The sequence below is a fragment of the Pseudorhodoferax sp. Leaf267 genome, assembly GCF_001422405.1.
In the GTDB taxonomy this organism is placed as follows: Bacteria; Pseudomonadota; Gammaproteobacteria; order Burkholderiales; family Burkholderiaceae_C; genus Pseudorhodoferax.
Genome location: NZ_LMMV01000001.1, coordinates 666,105 through 681,398, shown reverse-complemented (window position 1 = coordinate 681,398; position 15,294 = coordinate 666,105). Strand labels below are relative to the sequence as shown.

The 15,294-nt window shown below is 70.7% G+C and carries 11 protein-coding genes; 4 read left to right on the top strand and 7 right to left on the bottom strand.

Annotated features, from left to right (window positions below; translation table 11 throughout):
• Positions 1–14 precede the first annotated feature (14 nt).
• Complete coding sequence (locus ASF43_RS02985) at positions 15–1,217, top strand: DUF3182 family protein (RefSeq protein WP_200932407.1); 1,203 nt, start codon at positions 15–17, stop codon at positions 1,215–1,217.
• Positions 1,201–2,058 (top strand): S9 family peptidase, encoded by an 858-nt coding sequence (locus tag ASF43_RS02980; protein ID WP_082497556.1) that lies wholly within the window; start codon positions 1,201–1,203, stop codon positions 2,056–2,058. The genes ASF43_RS02985 and ASF43_RS02980 overlap by 17 nt, the downstream gene beginning before the upstream one ends.
• A 12-nt stretch (positions 2,059–2,070) precedes the next feature.
• Here ASF43_RS02980 and ASF43_RS02975 read toward each other — a convergent pair whose 3' ends face one another.
• From ASF43_RS02975 to ASF43_RS02945, 7 genes are read right to left on the bottom strand one after another with little or no spacing between them, the layout of a single operon-like run.
• A complete protein-coding gene (locus ASF43_RS02975; RefSeq protein ID WP_056176396.1) occupies positions 2,071–5,106 on the bottom strand; it encodes a response regulator in 3,036 nt (1,011 codons plus the stop codon).
• Positions 5,107–5,161: 55 nt separating this feature from the next.
• Positions 5,162–6,721: a cobyric acid synthase gene (locus tag ASF43_RS02970; RefSeq protein WP_235578110.1), complete on the bottom strand. Its 1,560-nt coding sequence runs from the start codon at positions 6,719–6,721 to the stop codon at positions 5,162–5,164.
• A gap of 24 nt (positions 6,722–6,745) precedes the next feature.
• A complete protein-coding gene (locus ASF43_RS02965; protein ID WP_056176389.1) occupies positions 6,746–7,606 on the bottom strand; it encodes an oxaloacetate decarboxylase in 861 nt (286 codons plus the stop codon).
• Positions 7,596–8,138, bottom strand: coding sequence for a 3-isopropylmalate dehydratase (locus tag ASF43_RS02960; protein ID WP_056176386.1), 543 nt, complete (start codon positions 8,136–8,138; stop codon positions 7,596–7,598). The genes ASF43_RS02965 and ASF43_RS02960 overlap by 11 nt, the downstream gene beginning before the upstream one ends.
• The gene (locus tag ASF43_RS02955; protein ID WP_056176383.1) at positions 8,135–9,400 is read right to left on the bottom strand and encodes an aconitase/3-isopropylmalate dehydratase large subunit family protein; all 1,266 of its coding nucleotides are present in this window, start codon (positions 9,398–9,400) and stop codon (positions 8,135–8,137) included. The genes ASF43_RS02960 and ASF43_RS02955 overlap by 4 nt, the downstream gene beginning before the upstream one ends.
• Positions 9,397–10,356: a tripartite tricarboxylate transporter substrate binding protein gene (locus ASF43_RS02950; protein ID WP_056176380.1), complete on the bottom strand. Its 960-nt coding sequence runs from the start codon at positions 10,354–10,356 to the stop codon at positions 9,397–9,399. The genes ASF43_RS02955 and ASF43_RS02950 overlap by 4 nt, the downstream gene beginning before the upstream one ends.
• 25 nt (positions 10,357–10,381) lie before the next feature.
• Complete coding sequence (locus ASF43_RS02945; RefSeq protein WP_056176377.1) at positions 10,382–11,500, bottom strand: TauD/TfdA family dioxygenase; 1,119 nt, start codon at positions 11,498–11,500, stop codon at positions 10,382–10,384.
• A gap of 96 nt (positions 11,501–11,596) precedes the next feature.
• Here ASF43_RS02945 and ASF43_RS02940 point away from each other — a divergent pair, with 96 nt between their 5' ends.
• On the top strand, positions 11,597–12,532 hold the full coding sequence (locus tag ASF43_RS02940) for a LysR family transcriptional regulator (protein WP_082497555.1): 936 nt from the start codon (positions 11,597–11,599) through the stop codon (positions 12,530–12,532).
• A 41-nt stretch (positions 12,533–12,573) separates the two neighbouring features.
• Complete coding sequence (locus ASF43_RS02935) at positions 12,574–15,270, top strand: bifunctional acetate--CoA ligase family protein/GNAT family N-acetyltransferase (protein WP_056176375.1); 2,697 nt, start codon at positions 12,574–12,576, stop codon at positions 15,268–15,270.
• Positions 15,271–15,294: the final 24 nt, after the last annotated feature.

Below are 15,294 nucleotides of genomic sequence, written 5' to 3'. Positions count from 1 at the left end.
GACGAGGTGCCACCATGCTGACTCCCTCTTCCATCTCGGGTCTCGCAGCCCTGCCCGGCACGCCAGCCCCACTGGTCAGTGACGTCGCCGCACCGGCCGCAGCGGCGGTGCGCGGAACGGCCATGGCCTACACGCAAGGCCTGCGCGGCTACGCCTGCGAGCACGAACAGATGACGCGCATGGAGGTGGTGCGCCGCCTGGCCCGGCTCAAGGGCGGGTACGCGGTATCCGAGGAGTTTGCGCAAGCCCCTGCGCTGGGCCCGGTCTACCTGGTGCCCAGCGACACCCTGGTCGGCGTGGAGCGCGCCCAGGCCCTGGGCATCCGCGGCAAGGAAGATTTCTTCGGCGGCGTCGTGCCCTTCCCTTTCGTCTCGACCAAGGCGATCACGCACCCGCTGGTCGCGCCCGACGCGCCAGCGCCCGAAGGGTGGAGCCACGAATTCAGCCGCATGGTCGGCGATGCCGTGCTGCCGGGCTTCACGGCCTTCAGCCGGGCCGACGCGCTCACAGCGGCAGGGCAGCTGCTGGCCGTGGGGCCGGTGCGCATCAAGATCGTGCGCGAGACCGGCGGCAACGGCCAGTCCGTGGCGCGCGACATGGCCGAGGTGCAGGCGTGCCTGGCGCCGCTGGACGACAGCATGCTGGCCGCCGACGGCGTGGTCCTCGAGCAGAACCTGCGCCACGTGGACACGCTGAGCGTGGGCCAGGTCACGGTGGCCGGCATCGTCGCCACCTACTACGGCTACCAGCGTCTCACGCCGAACAACAAGGGCGCCGAGGTCTACGGCGGCTCCGACCTGACCGTGGTGCGCGGCGACTTCCAGGCCTTGCTGCAATTGCAGTTGCCACGCGAGGTGCGCATCGCGGTCGAGCAGGCCTTGCTGTACGACAGCGCCGCCACCGCCTGCTTCCCGGGCTTCTTCGCCTCGCGCATCAATTACGACGTGGTGCAGGGCACTGCGGCAGACGGCACCTGGCACTCCGCCGTGCTGGAGCAGTCCTGGCGCGCGGGCGGTGCGACAGGCGCGGAGATCGCCGCGCTGGAGGCCTTGCAGGCCGACCCGCAGCGCCACGTCGTGCGCGCCAGCGGTCACGAGATCTTCGGCTCCGACGAGGCGCCGCCGCCCGGCGCGGTGGTGTACTTCAACGGTGTCGACGAGCAGGTCGGCCGGCTGACCAAGTACACCACCCTGATCCACGATGACCACCCGACATAACACCATCCACATCCCGGTCGGCGACCGCAGCATCGCCGGCACCCTCGTCGGCCCCAATACCCTCATGCCGGGCGTCATGCTGGTGCACGGCTGGGACGGCAGCCAGGAGCAGTACATCGCGCGCGCCCATGAGATCGCGGCGCTGGGCTGCATCTGCCTGACCTTCGATCTGCGCGGCCATGCCAAGGACCAGGGAGCGCGCGACGCCGTCACGCGCGAGGACAACATGGCCGACATGCTGGCCGCCTATGACGTGCTCGTCGGCCACCCCTCGGTCGACGGCTCGGCCGTGGCCGTGGCCGGCAGCAGCTACGGCGGCTATCTCGCGGCCATCCTGACCACGCTGCGCCCGGTGCGCTGGCTGGGCCTGCGCGCGCCGGCGCTGTACAAGGACCAGGACTGGATGGTGCCCAAGCGCGCGCTGAGCCGCGAGGAGCTGGTGGCCTACCGCAACATGCAGCTGCCGCCCGATGCGAACCGCGCGCTCGCCGCGGCGGCGAAGTTCAAGGGCGACGTGCTGCTGGTGGAGTCCGAACACGATGTGATGGTGCCGCACCCGGTCATCAAGAACTACCTGGACGCGTTCCAGCAGGCGCACTCGATGACCTACCGCGTGATCAAGGGCGCGGACCACAGCCTGTCGCAAAAGGCCTTCAGCCAGTCCTACACCAACCTGCTGGTCAAGTGGGTGTGCGAAATGGTCGAGGGCGCCAAGGAAGAAGCCGAGGCCATGCGCACGGCCAAGGCCGCGCACAAGGACAGGGCTGCGGGCTCCAGGCCCGTGCACTCGGCCAGCGGCAAGGTGCTGGCGTCCAGCTCCGATTCGGCGGCCATCGCCTGAGCCTGCCGGCCGCTACGCCGGCCGCCCTTCCCACCGATCCAGCGCCTCCAGCGCATCGTCGAAGCGGAACTCGCCGACCGCCACCATCACCGATTCCAGAACCGGCTGCGCGCTGCTGCCCTGCGCGGCGGCCTGCAGCGCATCGCGCAGGCCCACCGCATCGGGGTCGGAGTCCACCAGCAGCGCGCGCAGCTCGCGCGTCAGCCGCAACAAATCGGCCCGTGCCTCGGCCGGCGCCAGCCTGGGTGCGGGCGGCGGCCCGGCGGGCTGGGCCTCGGCCAGGGCGCCCAGGCCAGCCAGCACGGGCGCCAGCGCATGCGTCACGCGCGACAGGGCCGCGATGACTTGCGGGCGCGGCCGGCCCTGGTCGCAGGCCAGCTCCAGGTCGGTCGCGGCCTGCCAGACTTCGTTGGCGCCCACCGTGCCCGCCGTGCCACGCAGGGTGTGGGCCAGGCGCGCGGCCAGCGCCATGTCGCCCGCGTCCAGCGCCTGCACGAAGCTCTGCGCGAAGCGCGCATGGCCGTTGGCGAACTGGTCCAGCATGCGCCGGTACAAGGCCGCGTTGTTCTGCGTGCGGCGCAGGCCGGCGCCCACATCGATGCCCGGCAGCCGTGCGAGCGAGGGCGTGGCCGAAGGCCTGGGGGCGGGAGGGTCGGCCGCCGCCGGCATGCCAGGGGCTTTGCGCCGCACGTCCGGCTTGATCCAGCGCGCCATGGTCGCGAACATCTCATCCACGTCGATGGGCTTGGAGATGTGGGCGTTCATGCCGGCGGCCAGCACGCGCTCGCGGTCGCCGGCCATGGCATTGGCCGTCATCGCCAGCACAGGCAGCGCCGCCAGCCGCGCATCGGCCCGGATCGCGCGCGTGGCCTCGAAACCGTCCATGACGGGCATCTGGCAGTCCATCAGCACGCCATCGAAATCGCCGTCGCGCCCGAGGATCTCCAGCGCCTCGCGGCCATGCTCGGCCACCACGACCTGCAGGCCGGCCTGGCCCAGCAGGTCCAGCGCCAGTTCCTGGTTCAGCGCGTTGTCCTCCACCAGCAGCACGCGCGCGCCGGCCAGGCTGGCCAGCGCGTCGATCTGGGCCTGCGTGCGGTCCAGCACGCCGGAGGCCTGGGTGTCCACGCCCAGCACCTCGCCGATGGTCTCCAGCAGGGTGGACGGCGTGACCGGCTTGGTCAGCACGGCCTGCAACGCCACGCCGGCCGCGCGCGCCGAGTCCAACACGTCTTCACGCGCGTAGGCCGTCACCATGATGCTGGCCCGCGCATGGTCGATGCGGCGCTCCTGGATCTGGCGCAGCGCCTCCACGCCGCTGATGCCGGGCATCTTCCAGTCCACCAGCATGAGTTCATACGGTTGGCCGGCCAGTGCCGCTTCGGCTGCCAGTCGCACGGCGGCCTCGCCGGTCTCGGCCATGTCCACCGCCAGGCCCATCTCGCTGGCCAGCGCCGCCGTGATGTCGCGCGCCATGGCGTTGTCGTCCACGACGAGCGCGCGCATGCCCGACAGGTCGCGCGCCAGCGGCATGCGCGGTGCGGCCTGGCGCGCGACGCCCGCGCCGGGCTGCAGGCCGAAGCCCAGCACGAACTGGAACGCCGAGCCCTGGCCCGGCTGGCTCTCGGCCCAGATGCGGCCGCCCATCAGCGTCACCAGGTGCCGGCAGATCGTGAGTCCCAGGCCCGTGCCGCCGTACTTGCGCGAGGTCGAGCTGTCGGCCTGCGTGAACGACTCGAACACCTTGTCGCACTGCTCGGCCGTCATGCCGATGCCGGTGTCGCGCACTTCGAAGCGCAGCTCCGCGCGCTCGTCGCCCAGGGCGTGGCGCCGCACCCGCACGCTGATCTCGCCGCTGTCGGTGAACTTGACCGCGTTGTTGGCCAGGTTCACGAGCACCTGGCCCAGGCGCAATGGGTCGCCGACCAGCGCGGTGGGCACGTCGGTCGGCAGGTCGAACACCAGCTCCAGGCCCTTCTCGTCGGCCTTGAAGTTGATCTGGTTGGCCAGGTCGTCCAGCACGCGGTCGAGCTCGAACGGCACGGCCTCGATGTTGAGCTTGCCGGCCTCGATCTTGGAGAAGTCCAGGATGTCGTCGATGATGCCCAGCAACCCTTTGGCCGCGCGGTGCGCCTTGTCCACATAGTTGCGCTGGCGCGGCGTGAGGTCGGTCTGCAGGGCCAGGCGCGACATGCCGATGATGGCGTTCATCGGCGTGCGGATCTCGTGGCTCATGTTGGCCAGGAAGTTGCTCTTGGCCTGGGCCGCCTGCTCGGCCTGCTCCTTGGCCGCCAGCAGGTCGGCCATGAGCTGCGAATTGCGCTCGCCCATGCGCTGGTCCATGACGGTCAGCAGGATCGTGAAGCCCAGGATCACGAGCGCCAGGATGCTGACCGCGGCGGCCAGGCCCTGCGCCGGCAGGCTTTGGGCCGTGGGCACGCTGATGCAGTTGTCGGCGAAGCGCGCCGCCGCCATGCCGGTGTAGTGCATGGCCGCCACCGTGCAGCCCATGACCAGGGCTGCCACCAGGCGCACCCAGCCTGAGCCGGCCTTGCGCGCGTGGCGGAACGCGAGCCAGACCGCGCCGATGGACAGCAGCACGGCCACCAGGACCGACAGCAGCACCATGCTCCAGTTAAAGCCCAGCACGGGGTTGAGTTCGATGGCGCCCATGCCCGCGTAGTGCATGGCGCCGATGCCCGAGCCCAGCACCACGGCGCCAACCAGCACATGCTCGACGCGTGGCTCGGAGATCCGCCGGATCATGTACAGCAGCACGGCCGAGGCCAGCGTGGCGGGCACCATCGAGGCCACTGTCCACACCGCGTCGTAATGCAGGTCGATCGGCAGTTTCAGCGCCAGCATGCCGACGAAATGCATGGCCCAGATGCCGAAGCCCATGGCCAGTGCGCCGCCCGCGATCCACCCGCGCCAGGCCTTCCCCTGTATGGACGCCAGCCGCCCCGCCACGCCCAGCGCCGTGTAAGACGCCACCGTGGCAATCAGGATCGACAGTGCGACGAGCCAGAGGCTGTAGCTGGTGATCATGTCAGTTACACAATGTGTACACCGCCCAGTCTACCGGCTCCGCATGAGATTGGGCTCACAACGCGTGCAAGTCTCGCAAAACATTCGCGCAAAAGTTGTGCTCTATGAAATCTGCCAGTCCGTCGAAAACGCTGTCCAGCGTCGGCACAAGGGCGCCGAACAGGGCCTGCAACACCGCCGCGTTTTCCAGCAGGCCATGCAGGTACAGCCCCAGCACATGGCCCTGCCCGTTCTGCCACGCCAGGGCGCCGGGCATCACGGGGCGGGCCTGCGCGCCGGCCTGTGCCATGGCCGGGTGCAGCGCGGTCTGGCCGTGGTGGATCTCGTAGCCCTGGACCTCCAGCCCGGACAGTCCTTCCCATGGGCCCTGGACCGCGCCGAACGTCGCGCGGGTCGAGCGCACGGTCTTGTCGGGCGCGAACACGGTCACCAGCGGGAGCAGGCCCAGCCCCGGCGCATTGCCGTCGATGCCGTGCGGGTCGATCAGCGCCTTGCCCAGCATCTGCAGCCCGCCGCAGATGCCCAGCACCGCGCCGCCGACGGCCGCGTGGGCAGCGATGGCCGCGTCCAGCCCCTGCGCGCGCAGCCAGGCCAGGTCGGAACTCGTGTGCTTGGAGCCGGGCAGCACGATCCAGTCCTCGCGCGACAGGCCGGCCAGTTGCAACGGGCTGCGCACCCAGATGAGACGCAGGCCCGGCACGTTCTTGAGCGGCTGGAACTCGTCGAGGTTGCTGATGCGCGGGTAGGCGATCACGGCGATGGTCTTGCCGGCCGCACCCGGCCGCGTGCTGCGGGTCCCGCCGCCGGGCCGCCCCAAGGCGGCACGCGCCCCCTCGGGGAGCAGCGAGGACACGCCAGTGCCGAGTGTGGGGGTCATGTCGAACACGCCGTCTTCCTCGGGCAGGCCGTGCTGCCACCACATGGGCAGCACCGCCACCGTGGGCACGCCCGTCATCTGTTCCAGCATCTGCGGCCCGGGTGCCAGCAGCGCCGCGTCGCCCCGGAACTTGTTGAGCACGAAGCCGCGGATCAGCGCGCGCTGCGCCGGCGGCAGCAGCGCCCAGGTGCCATACAGGTGGGCGAACGCGCCGCCGCGGTCGATGTCGGCCACGAGCAGGCAGGCGGCCCCCGCATGCTCGGCCACGCGCATGTTCACGATGTCGCTGTCGGCCAGGTTGATCTCGGCCGGCGAGCCCGCGCCCTCGATCACGACCAGGTCGTTCTCGGCGCGCAGCGCGTCCAGCGCCTGAGTCACTTGCGGCCACACGTGCTGGCTGCGGTCTCGCCACGGCATGGCCGTGAGCTCGGGGCTGACCTGGCCCAGCAGGATGACCTGGCTGTGCGTGTCGCGCTCGGGCTTGAGCAGCAGCGGGTTCATGCGCACGTCCGGCACGGCGCGCGCGGCCAGGGCCTGGAAGTACTGGGCGCTGCCGATCTCGCCACCCGCCACCACGCGCGCGTTGTTGCTCATGTTCTGGGCCTTGAAGGCAGCCACCTTCAGACCCTGGCGCGCATAGTGCCGGCACAGCGCCGTGGTCAGCCAGCTCTTGCCGGCGCCGCTGGTCGTGCCCAGCACCATCACGCAGCGGGCCAGCCCTGAATCCTGTTTGCTCATGCGGCGGATTCTCGCCGCCGCGCCTCAGCGGTAGCGGCGCGAGAGGTCCATGAGGGCCGGCGTGCCGATCACCTCGTTGAGCTGGTCGAAGTCCAGCATCTTCTCGCGCCAGGGGTCGGTGCTCTGGTGCTGCTTCAGGCTGTTGTAGTAGCCCTGCAGGCCATGCACCACCGCGCGCGCCGTGCCACCCGGGAAGATCACGACGCGGTAGCCGCACTCGCGCAGCGCGGCCACGTTGCGCAGCGGCGTCTTGCCGCCCTCCACCATGTTGGCCAGCAGCGGCACGCGGTGGGCGAAGCGCTGGCAGATCGCGTCCATCTGCGCCAGCGACTGCGGGGCTTCGATGAACAGCACGTCGACGCCGCAGGCCAGGTAGGCCTCGGCGCGGTCCAGCGCGGCGTCCAGGCCCTCGATGGCCAGCGCGTCCGTGCGGGCCATGATGAGGGTCTTGTCGGATTGCCGCGCGTCGAGCGCGGCCTTGAGCTTGCCGCACATCTCGTCCACCGCGATCACGCCCTTGCCGTCCAGGTGGCCGCAGCGCTTGGGGAAGGTCTGGTCCTCCAGTTGCAGCAGCGCCGCGCCGGCCCGCTCGAACAGGCGCACGGTGCGCTGCGTGTTCAGCGCGTTGCCGAAGCCTGTGTCGGCATCGACGATGACCGGGATCTGCACGCGCTCGGTGATGTGGGCCAGCGTGTCCACCACTTCGGTCGCCGTGGTCAGCCCCACGTCGGAACGGCCGAGCTTGCTGTAGGCGATGGAGGCGCCCGAGAGATAGACGGCTTCGAAGCCGGCCTGCTCGGCCACCAGCGCGGTCAGCGCGTCGTAGACGCCGGGGGCGAGCACGGTGCCGCCTTCGGCCAGGCGGGTTTTCAAGTCAATGGGCATGGGGTTCCTGGGAGACGCGGGGTGAGGGGTCGCGGGCGGCGAAGCGGGCTTGCAGCAAGGGCATCAGGCCGCCACCACGCACCATGTCGAACAAGAAGCCGGGCACGGGCTCGCAGGCCAGGCGGCGCTCGGCCGTGACCACGGCCAGCGGGTCCTGCGCAATGCGGATCTGCGCGCCATCGGCCAGCTGCTCGGCTTCGGCGCACGTGAGCAGCAGCAGGCCCACGTTGAAGGCATTGCGGAAGAACAGCCCGCTGTACGAGGGCGCGATCACGGCCGCCACGCCCAGCGTGACCAGCGCCGACGCGGCCTGCTCGCGCGAGGAGCCGATGCCGAAGTTCGGCCCGGCCACGACCACGTCGCCCGGCCGTACCTGGGCGGCGAATTCGGGGCGCACGAGTTCCAGGCAGTGCCGGGCGATCACCTCGATGCCCTGCTTCATGTAGGCGCCGGGCGCCAGCAGGTCGGTGTCGATGTCGGCGCCCACGCGCCACACGCAGCGCTGCAGATCGGGGTCAAGGCCGGCGTTCATGCCATCACCTCGCGCGGATCGCCGATGCGCCCGCGCAGCGCGGCGGCCGCCACGGTGTACGGCGAGCCCAGGTAGACGCGCGCCGTGGCGGCGCCCATGCGGCCTTTGAAGTTGCGCGCCGTGGTCGAGATCACGGTGGCGCCCTCGGGCACGACCGCGCCGTAGCCCGAGCATGCGCCGCAGCTCGTGGCCAGCAGGTCGGCGCCCGCGTCCAGCAGCACCTGCAAGCTGCCATCGGCGCGCGCCGCCTCCTGGTCGCGCAGGCTGGCCGGTGCGAGGCGCAGGCTGACGCCCTTGGCCACACGCTGGCCGCGCAGCACCTGGGCCGCGGCGCGCATGTCGGCCAGCTTGGCGCCCGTGCACGAGCCGATATAAGCCAGGTCGATGGCCGTGCCCGCGTGCTCGGCCACGGGCGCGGCATGGGCCGGGCTGTGCGGCGCCGCCACCTGGGGCGACAACGCGCCGGCATCGAAATCGAAGCGCTCGCCCGCGGCGCCCTCGTCGCTGCGCCAGTCGCCAGGCTCGGCCGGGCCGGCGCCCGCGCTGTCCAGCCACGCGCGCGTGGTGGCGTCGGGCGCGATCAGGCCGACCTGGGCGCCCAGCTCGGCGCTCATGTTGGACAGCGTCATGCGCTCTTCCATGTCCAGCGCGCGCACGGCCTCGCCGCAGAACTCCAGCGCGCCATACGCCGCACCGTTCATGCCGAAGCGGCCGGCCAGGTGCAGCGCCATGTCCTTGGCGCACACGCCGCTCGACAGCCGGCCGTGCCACTGCATGAACTGCGTGGGCGGCACGCGCACCCAGGTCTCGCCCGTGGCCACGGCGCCCAGCAGGTCGGACGCACCCACGCCGAACATGTAGACGCCGAACGCACCACCCGTGGTCGAGTGCGAATCGCCGCCCACCGCGAACATGCCGGGCCGCAGGTGCCCCTGCTGCGGCAGCACCACATGGCAGATGCCCACGGCGTCGTGCACATGGGGCAGCGCCTGCTCGCGCGCCCAATCGCGCGTGAAGCGCAGGATCTGGCGCGAGTCGTCGTCCTGCTCGGGCACGTAGTGGTCGGTGATGAGCACGACCTTCGATTTGTCCCAGATGCCCGTGCCCAGCTTCTCGAGCAGCGGCGCGAGCCGGCGCGGGCCGGACGAGTCGTGGAACATGGCCAGGTCGATGCGGCAGGTGACGACCTCGCCCACCGCCACGTGGTCGCGCCCGGCGGCGCGCGCGATGAGCTTTTGCGCCAGCGTCTGCGGTGTGGTCATTCGGCCTGCGCTCCCGAAGCCTTCACGATCGCGCCCCAGCGCGGGATCTCCTGCTTCACGAACTCGGCGAACTCGGCCGGCGAGCTGCCGACCACCGTGGCGCCGTCGTGCTCCAGCCGCTTGCGCACCTCGGGCGTCTCGATGGCCTTGCGCGCAGCGTCGCTGATGGTCTTGACGAGTTGCGGCGACATGCCGGCCGGCCCGAACAAGGCGTACCAGGCGTTGGACTCGAAGCCCGGCAGCACCTCGGCAATCGCCTGCACGTCGGGGAACTCGGGCATGCGCTTGGCGCTCGTGATGCCGATGGCGCGCAGCCGGCCGGCCGCCACATGGGGCTTGGCGTTGCTCACAGTCGCCATGGTCATCTGCACCTCATTGGCCATCATGGCGGTGATGACGGGCGCCGTGCCCTTGTACGGAATGCTCACGATGTCCAGCCCAGCCTGCATCTTGAACATCTCGCCGGCCAGGTGCGTGGAGGCGCCCACGCCGGGAATTCCGAAGTTAAGCTTGCCCGGCTGGCGCTTGGCCAGCGCGATGAATTCCTCCAGGTTCTTCACCGGCAGCGAGGGCGGCACCACCAGCACGCCCGGTGCCGTGGCGATCTGCGTGAGCGGCGTGAAGTCCTTGATCGGGTCGAACGGCAGGCTGGGGTACAGCGTGGCGTTGATGGCGTGGCTGGTGTAGCTCAAGAGCAGCGTGGTGCCGTCGGGCGGCGCCTTGGCCACCATCTGCGCGGCGATGTTGCCGCCGGCACCCGCGCGGTTCTCCACGATGACGGCGCGGCCCTTGAGCACCTTGCTCATCTCGATGGCCAGCGAGCGGGCCACGGTGTCGGTGAAGCCGCCGGGCGAGGCGCCGACCAGGATCTTGATCGGCAGGTCGTTGGCCACGGCAGGCAGGGCCAGCGTGGTGGCGGCCAGCAAGGCGGCATGCAGGGCAAGGCGTCGTTTCATCGGGAAGTCTCCTGGTTCTGAAAATTCAAGCGGCAGCCGTGGCGGGCTGCGGCGCGCGGAACGGCCGGTAGGCCATGCCCAGGCGCGCGGCCTGCCGCGCCTCGTAGGCCGTGAACGCGGCCGGCATGGCCTGGCCGCGCAGGCCACCGCGCACGGCGCCGGCTCGTACGTCGGCAAAGTATTCCTCCCAGTCCGCCGGCAGCGGCTGCGACTGCGGAATCGCCAGCCACAGGCGCAGCAGATGGCGCTTGCGCTCGGGCTCGGGGAAGTCCTCGAAGTCCGTGCGCGAGTGCACGGCCACGTAGTTGTTGAGCAGCTGCAGGTCGCCCTGCTCCAGCTGCATCGAATAGCACAGCTGCGGGTCGGCATAGAGGCGGTCCAGCAGGTCCAACGCTTCGACCTGCACGGGGGTGAGGCGCGGCACCTCGGGGAAGTCGTTCTGCGCCGCCGTGATGTTCTTGCGGTTCACGCGAAAGCTGAAATGCTCGCCGGCCTGACCCAGGATGGGGCAGGCGTAGTACGGCGGCAGCGACGGGTCCTGCGCGCCCTGGTAGCTGTAATAAAAGGGCTGGCGCAGCACCTCCAGCAGCTCGGGCCGCTGGCGCGCCACGGCGTCGCGCAGCGCGATCGAGCTGGTCACCAGGCTGGTGCCGCCGGCCTTGGCACCGTGCAGGCACAGCAGCGCCACCACGTCGCAGGAATCGACATGGAAGTCCAGCCCCTTGTTGGTGTTGTAGCCGCGGCCGTTGGTCACCTTGTAGGTGCCGCCTGCGTCGCGCACGTCGTTCATGAAGTCGCTGGCGCGGTTCTGCGTGCGGCCCACGCCGGCATGCAGGCCGATGCACCAGTAGGCGAGCCGCGCGTCCTCCACGCTCCAGCGTTGCACCGGGAAGCCCTTGACGAGGCAGAAGCCGAAGCCGGTCTGCGTCCTCGCGAAGGCCTGGCGCAAGGCATCGCTGGACGCTGGCGGCAGCGGGAAGTCGTCGGCCGTGAGCTCCAGCACGGGCTTGCCGCTGGCCTTGGCCACGGCCAGCGCGCTGTCGAACCCCTCTGCAGCCTCGGGCGTCAGGCGCTGCATCCAGGAGTCGTCGCGGCGCAGGTCTTCGGGGTACCAGGCATGCGGGGGTGGCAAGGCGTTGGGCATGGGCTTGTGTCTCGGTTGCGGTTCGTGCCGTCCATGGTACGGACCGCATCAACAAAAAAAAGCGAAACTTGGTGAAGTCCAACATCAGGAATTTTGATGAAGATCGACTACTTCCACACGCTGGCCGCCGTGTTGCAGAGCGGCTCGCTGGCGGCCGCGGCGCAGCAGATCAACATCACACCCAGCGCGGTCAGCATGCAGATGAAGCTCATGGAGCAGTACTTCGGCGCGCCGCTGTTCGACCGCTCGGGCCCGCATGTGCGGCCCACGCCGTTCGCGCTGACGCTGGCGGCCAGCATGGCGCCCGCGCTGGCCGAGATTGAGCGGCTGCGCCGGCGTGAGCAGGTGGCGGTGCAGGCCACGCTGCGCGTGGGCGTGATCGATTCGCTGCAGCCCACGCTGATGCCGGCCATCCTGTCGCTGGCGCGCGAGCGCTACCCCACGCTGGACCTGCGGCCCCTGCGCGGGCGCAGCGCCGAGCTGACCGGGGCCGTGAAGGCCGGCACGCTGGACGCGGCCATCGTCGCCCAGCCCGAGCGCGGCGGTACGCAGCGCCTGGCCTGGCGGCCGCTGTTCCGCACGCCGCTGATCGTGATCGCGCCGCCCGGCACGCACGAGGCCGACCTGCATGCGCTGTTCGCCCAGCACGAGTGGATCCGCTTCGACCGCGACAGCATCACCGGCCGCATGGCCGCACGCTTCGCGCTGCTGCACAAGCTGCGCACCCATGGCGAGATCGAGCTGCATTCGGCCCAGTCGGTGTTCGCCATGGTCAGCGCCGGCCTGGGCGTCTCCATGCTGACCGCGCCCGACCCGCGCCTGTTCATGGGCTACCCGGTGCGCACCCTGGAGCTGGGGCCGCTGGGGCCGGTGATGCAGATGTCGCTGGTGTTGCGCCCGGCCGATGTGGAGCGCCGCGCCATGCTGGCGCTGTGCGAGGTGTGCACCGACGCGGTCGCGCGACTGCACCACAAGGGTGCGGGTGCGGCCAAGCCACGCGGCGCCGCCAGCGGCAAGCGGGCTTTGCGCTGAGGCCAGCACGAGGCAGGTTCGTCGCTCCACAATCCCATGCAATGGACAAGCACTACCTGACCCCGCTCTTCGCGCCGCGTTCCATCGTGGTGCTGGCCGGCGACGCCGAGGCGCCCGACACGCTGACGCCGCAGGCCCGCGCGCTGCATGCCGCGCTGCGCGCCCAGCCCTACCCCGGCACGCTGAGCTTCTTCCACGTGCGCACCAGCGGCACGCTGGCCGACCTCACGCAGCTGCACGCCGACCTGGCTCTCATCGCACTGCCGCAGGGCGACCTCGCCGCCGCGCTGGAGCTGGCCGGCCGCATGGGCTGCCGCAGCGCGCTGGTGCTGTGCAGCGGCATCGACGCCGCGCGCGCCGCGGAACTGCACCGCATCGCCAGGCGCGAGGGCGTGCATCTGCTCGGCCCCAATGGCCTGGGCATCCAGCGCCCCAGCCTGGAGCTGAACGCCAGCACGCTGGGGCCGCTGGCGGCCAAGGGCTCGCTGGCACTGGTGTCGCAGTCTGGCGCGCTGACCTCGTCCATGCTGGACTGGGCGCGCAGCAACGCGGTGGGCTTCTCGTCCGTGGTGTCGCTGGGGCCGAACACGTCGGTGGACATCGCGCAGACGCTGGACTTCCTGGCCAACGACGCGGCCACGCACAGCATCATCGTGTACCTGGAAGGCATCTCCAGCGCGCGCCGCTTCATGAGCGCGCTGCGCTCGGCCGCCAATGCCAAGCCTGTGGTGGTGCTCAAGGCCGGGCGCCGGCCCGCGGGCAACGAGGCCGCGCAGACGCACAGCGGCGCCATCGTGGGCAGCGACGACGTGTTCGACGCCGCGCTGCGCCGCGCCGGTGCCGTGCGCGTGCGCTCTTTCGTCGAGCTGTTCTCGGCCGCCAAGTGCCTGGCCTCGCGCTACCGGCCCGTGGGCAAGCGGCTGGCGGTGGTCACCAACGGCGGTGGTCCCGGCGTGCTGGCGGCCGACTGGGTGAACGAGATCGGGCTGGAGCTGGGCAAGCTGGGCGCCGAGTCGGTGGCCGCGCTGCAGGGCAGGCTGCCCCCGCTCGCCTCGCTCCACGATTTGATCGACCTGTCCGAAGACGCGGGCGCGGCGCACTACGTGGCGGCCATCGACGCGGCCGCGCGCGACAGGCAGGTGGACGGCATCCTCGCGATCTACTCGGCCAAGACCGGCGGCGACGCCATCGGCGTGGCGCGCGCGCTGGCCGAGGCCAAGCGCCAGCTCGGCAAGCCGCTGCTGGCCTGCTGGATGGGCGACGCCACGGTGGCCGAGGCGCGCGCTGCGCTCAACGAGGCGGCCGTGCCGCAGTTCCGCACGCCCGAGGCGGCCGTGGGCGCCTTCGGCAACATCGCCTCGTTCTACCAGAACCAGCTGCTGCTGCAGCAGACGCCGCCGCCGCTGTCCACGCTGGCCAAGCCCGACATCGAGGGTGCGCGCCTGGTCATCGAAAGCGTGCTGGCCGAGCGGCGCAAGGTGTTGACCGAGATGGAGAGCAAGACGCTGCTGTCGGCCTTCCACATCCCGGTGACCAACACCATCCTGGCACGCACGGCCAACGAGGCCATGATGATCGCCACGCAGCTGGGCTTCCCGGTGGCGCTGAAGATCGACTCGCCTGACATCACGCACAAGAGCGACGTGCAGGGCGTGGCACTGAACATCATGAACGGCGCCACCGTGCGCGACACCTACGCCGACATGGTCGAGCGCGTGGCGCGGCTGCAGCCTGGCGTGCGCATCCACGGCGTGACGGTACAGAAGATGGCGCGCGCCCAGCGCGGCCGCGAGATCTGCATCGGCATGGTGACCGACGACCCGTTCGGCCCGGTCATCGTGTTCGGCGCGGGCGGCACCATGATCGAGCTGATCCGCGACCGCGCGATGGAGCTGCCGCCGCTCAACAAATTCCTCGCGCGCCGGCTCATCGAGCGCTCGCGCGTGGCCGAGACGCTGGTCGAATGGCGCGGCGCCGCGCCGGTGGACATGGCGGCGCTGGAACAGGTGCTGCTGCGCGTGTCCGAGATGGTCTGCGAGCTGCCGCAGCTGCGCGAGATGGACATCAACCCGCTGATCGTCGACGAGAACGGGGTCGTGGCCGTGGACGCGCGCATCGTGATCGACCACGCGCCGCAGGGCACGGGCCTGGGCGCCGGCACCAACCCCTATGGCCACCTGGCCATGCTGCCCTACCCCGCCCGCTACGAGCAGGTCTGGCCGCTGCGCGGCGGCGGCGAGTACACGGTGCGCCCCATCCACCCCACCGACGCGCAGATGCTGCAGACGCTGGTGCAAAGCCTGTCGCAGGAGAGCCGCTACTTCCGCTTCGTCTCGTCGATGACCCAGCTGCCGCCGGCCATGCTGGCGCGCTTCACGCTGATCGACTACGACCGCGAGATGGCGCTGGTGGCCGTGTGCAAGCAGCGCAGCGCGGCCACCGACGGCTCCATCGTGGAGACCGAGCGCGTGGTCGGCGTGTCGCGCTATGTGACCAACCCGGACCAGTCCAGCTGCGAGTTCTCGCTGGTCGTGGCGGACGACTTCGCCGGCAAGGGCATCGGCTCGCGGCTCATGGAGGCCATCATGGACGTGGCGCGCGAGAAGGGCCTGGCGGAGATCGAGGGCCTGGTGCTGGTCAACAACCCGAACATGCTCAAGCTCATGCGCAGCCTGGGGTTCACGGTGAAGGCTTTCCCGGAAGACCCGGACTTCAGGCTCGTGACGCACGCCCTGTGAGCCCCCATGCCAAGATGGCTATAT

Bases quoted from the DNA above. Each gene is read 5' to 3' on its own strand.
- ASF43_RS02985 (WP_200932407.1), top strand. From the start codon at position 15: ATGCTGACTCCCTCTTCCATCTCGGGTCTCGCAGCCCTGCCCGGCACG.
- ASF43_RS02980 (WP_082497556.1), top strand. From the start codon at position 1,201: ATGACCACCCGACATAACACCATCCACATCCCGGTCGGCGACCGCAGC.
- ASF43_RS02975 (WP_056176396.1), bottom strand. From the start codon at position 5,106: ATGATCACCAGCTACAGCCTCTGGCTCGTCGCACTGTCGATCCTGATT.
- ASF43_RS02970 (WP_235578110.1), bottom strand. From the start codon at position 6,721: ATGAGCAAACAGGATTCAGGGCTGGCCCGCTGCGTGATGGTGCTGGGC.
- ASF43_RS02965 (WP_056176389.1), bottom strand. From the start codon at position 7,606: ATGCCCATTGACTTGAAAACCCGCCTGGCCGAAGGCGGCACCGTGCTC.
- ASF43_RS02960 (WP_056176386.1), bottom strand. From the start codon at position 8,138: ATGAACGCCGGCCTTGACCCCGATCTGCAGCGCTGCGTGTGGCGCGTG.
- ASF43_RS02955 (WP_056176383.1), bottom strand. From the start codon at position 9,400: ATGACCACACCGCAGACGCTGGCGCAAAAGCTCATCGCGCGCGCCGCC.
- ASF43_RS02950 (WP_056176380.1), bottom strand. From the start codon at position 10,356: ATGAAACGACGCCTTGCCCTGCATGCCGCCTTGCTGGCCGCCACCACG.
- ASF43_RS02945 (WP_056176377.1), bottom strand. From the start codon at position 11,500: ATGCCCAACGCCTTGCCACCCCCGCATGCCTGGTACCCCGAAGACCTG.
- ASF43_RS02940 (WP_082497555.1), top strand. From the start codon at position 11,597: ATGAAGATCGACTACTTCCACACGCTGGCCGCCGTGTTGCAGAGCGGC.
- ASF43_RS02935 (WP_056176375.1), top strand. From the start codon at position 12,574: ATGGACAAGCACTACCTGACCCCGCTCTTCGCGCCGCGTTCCATCGTG.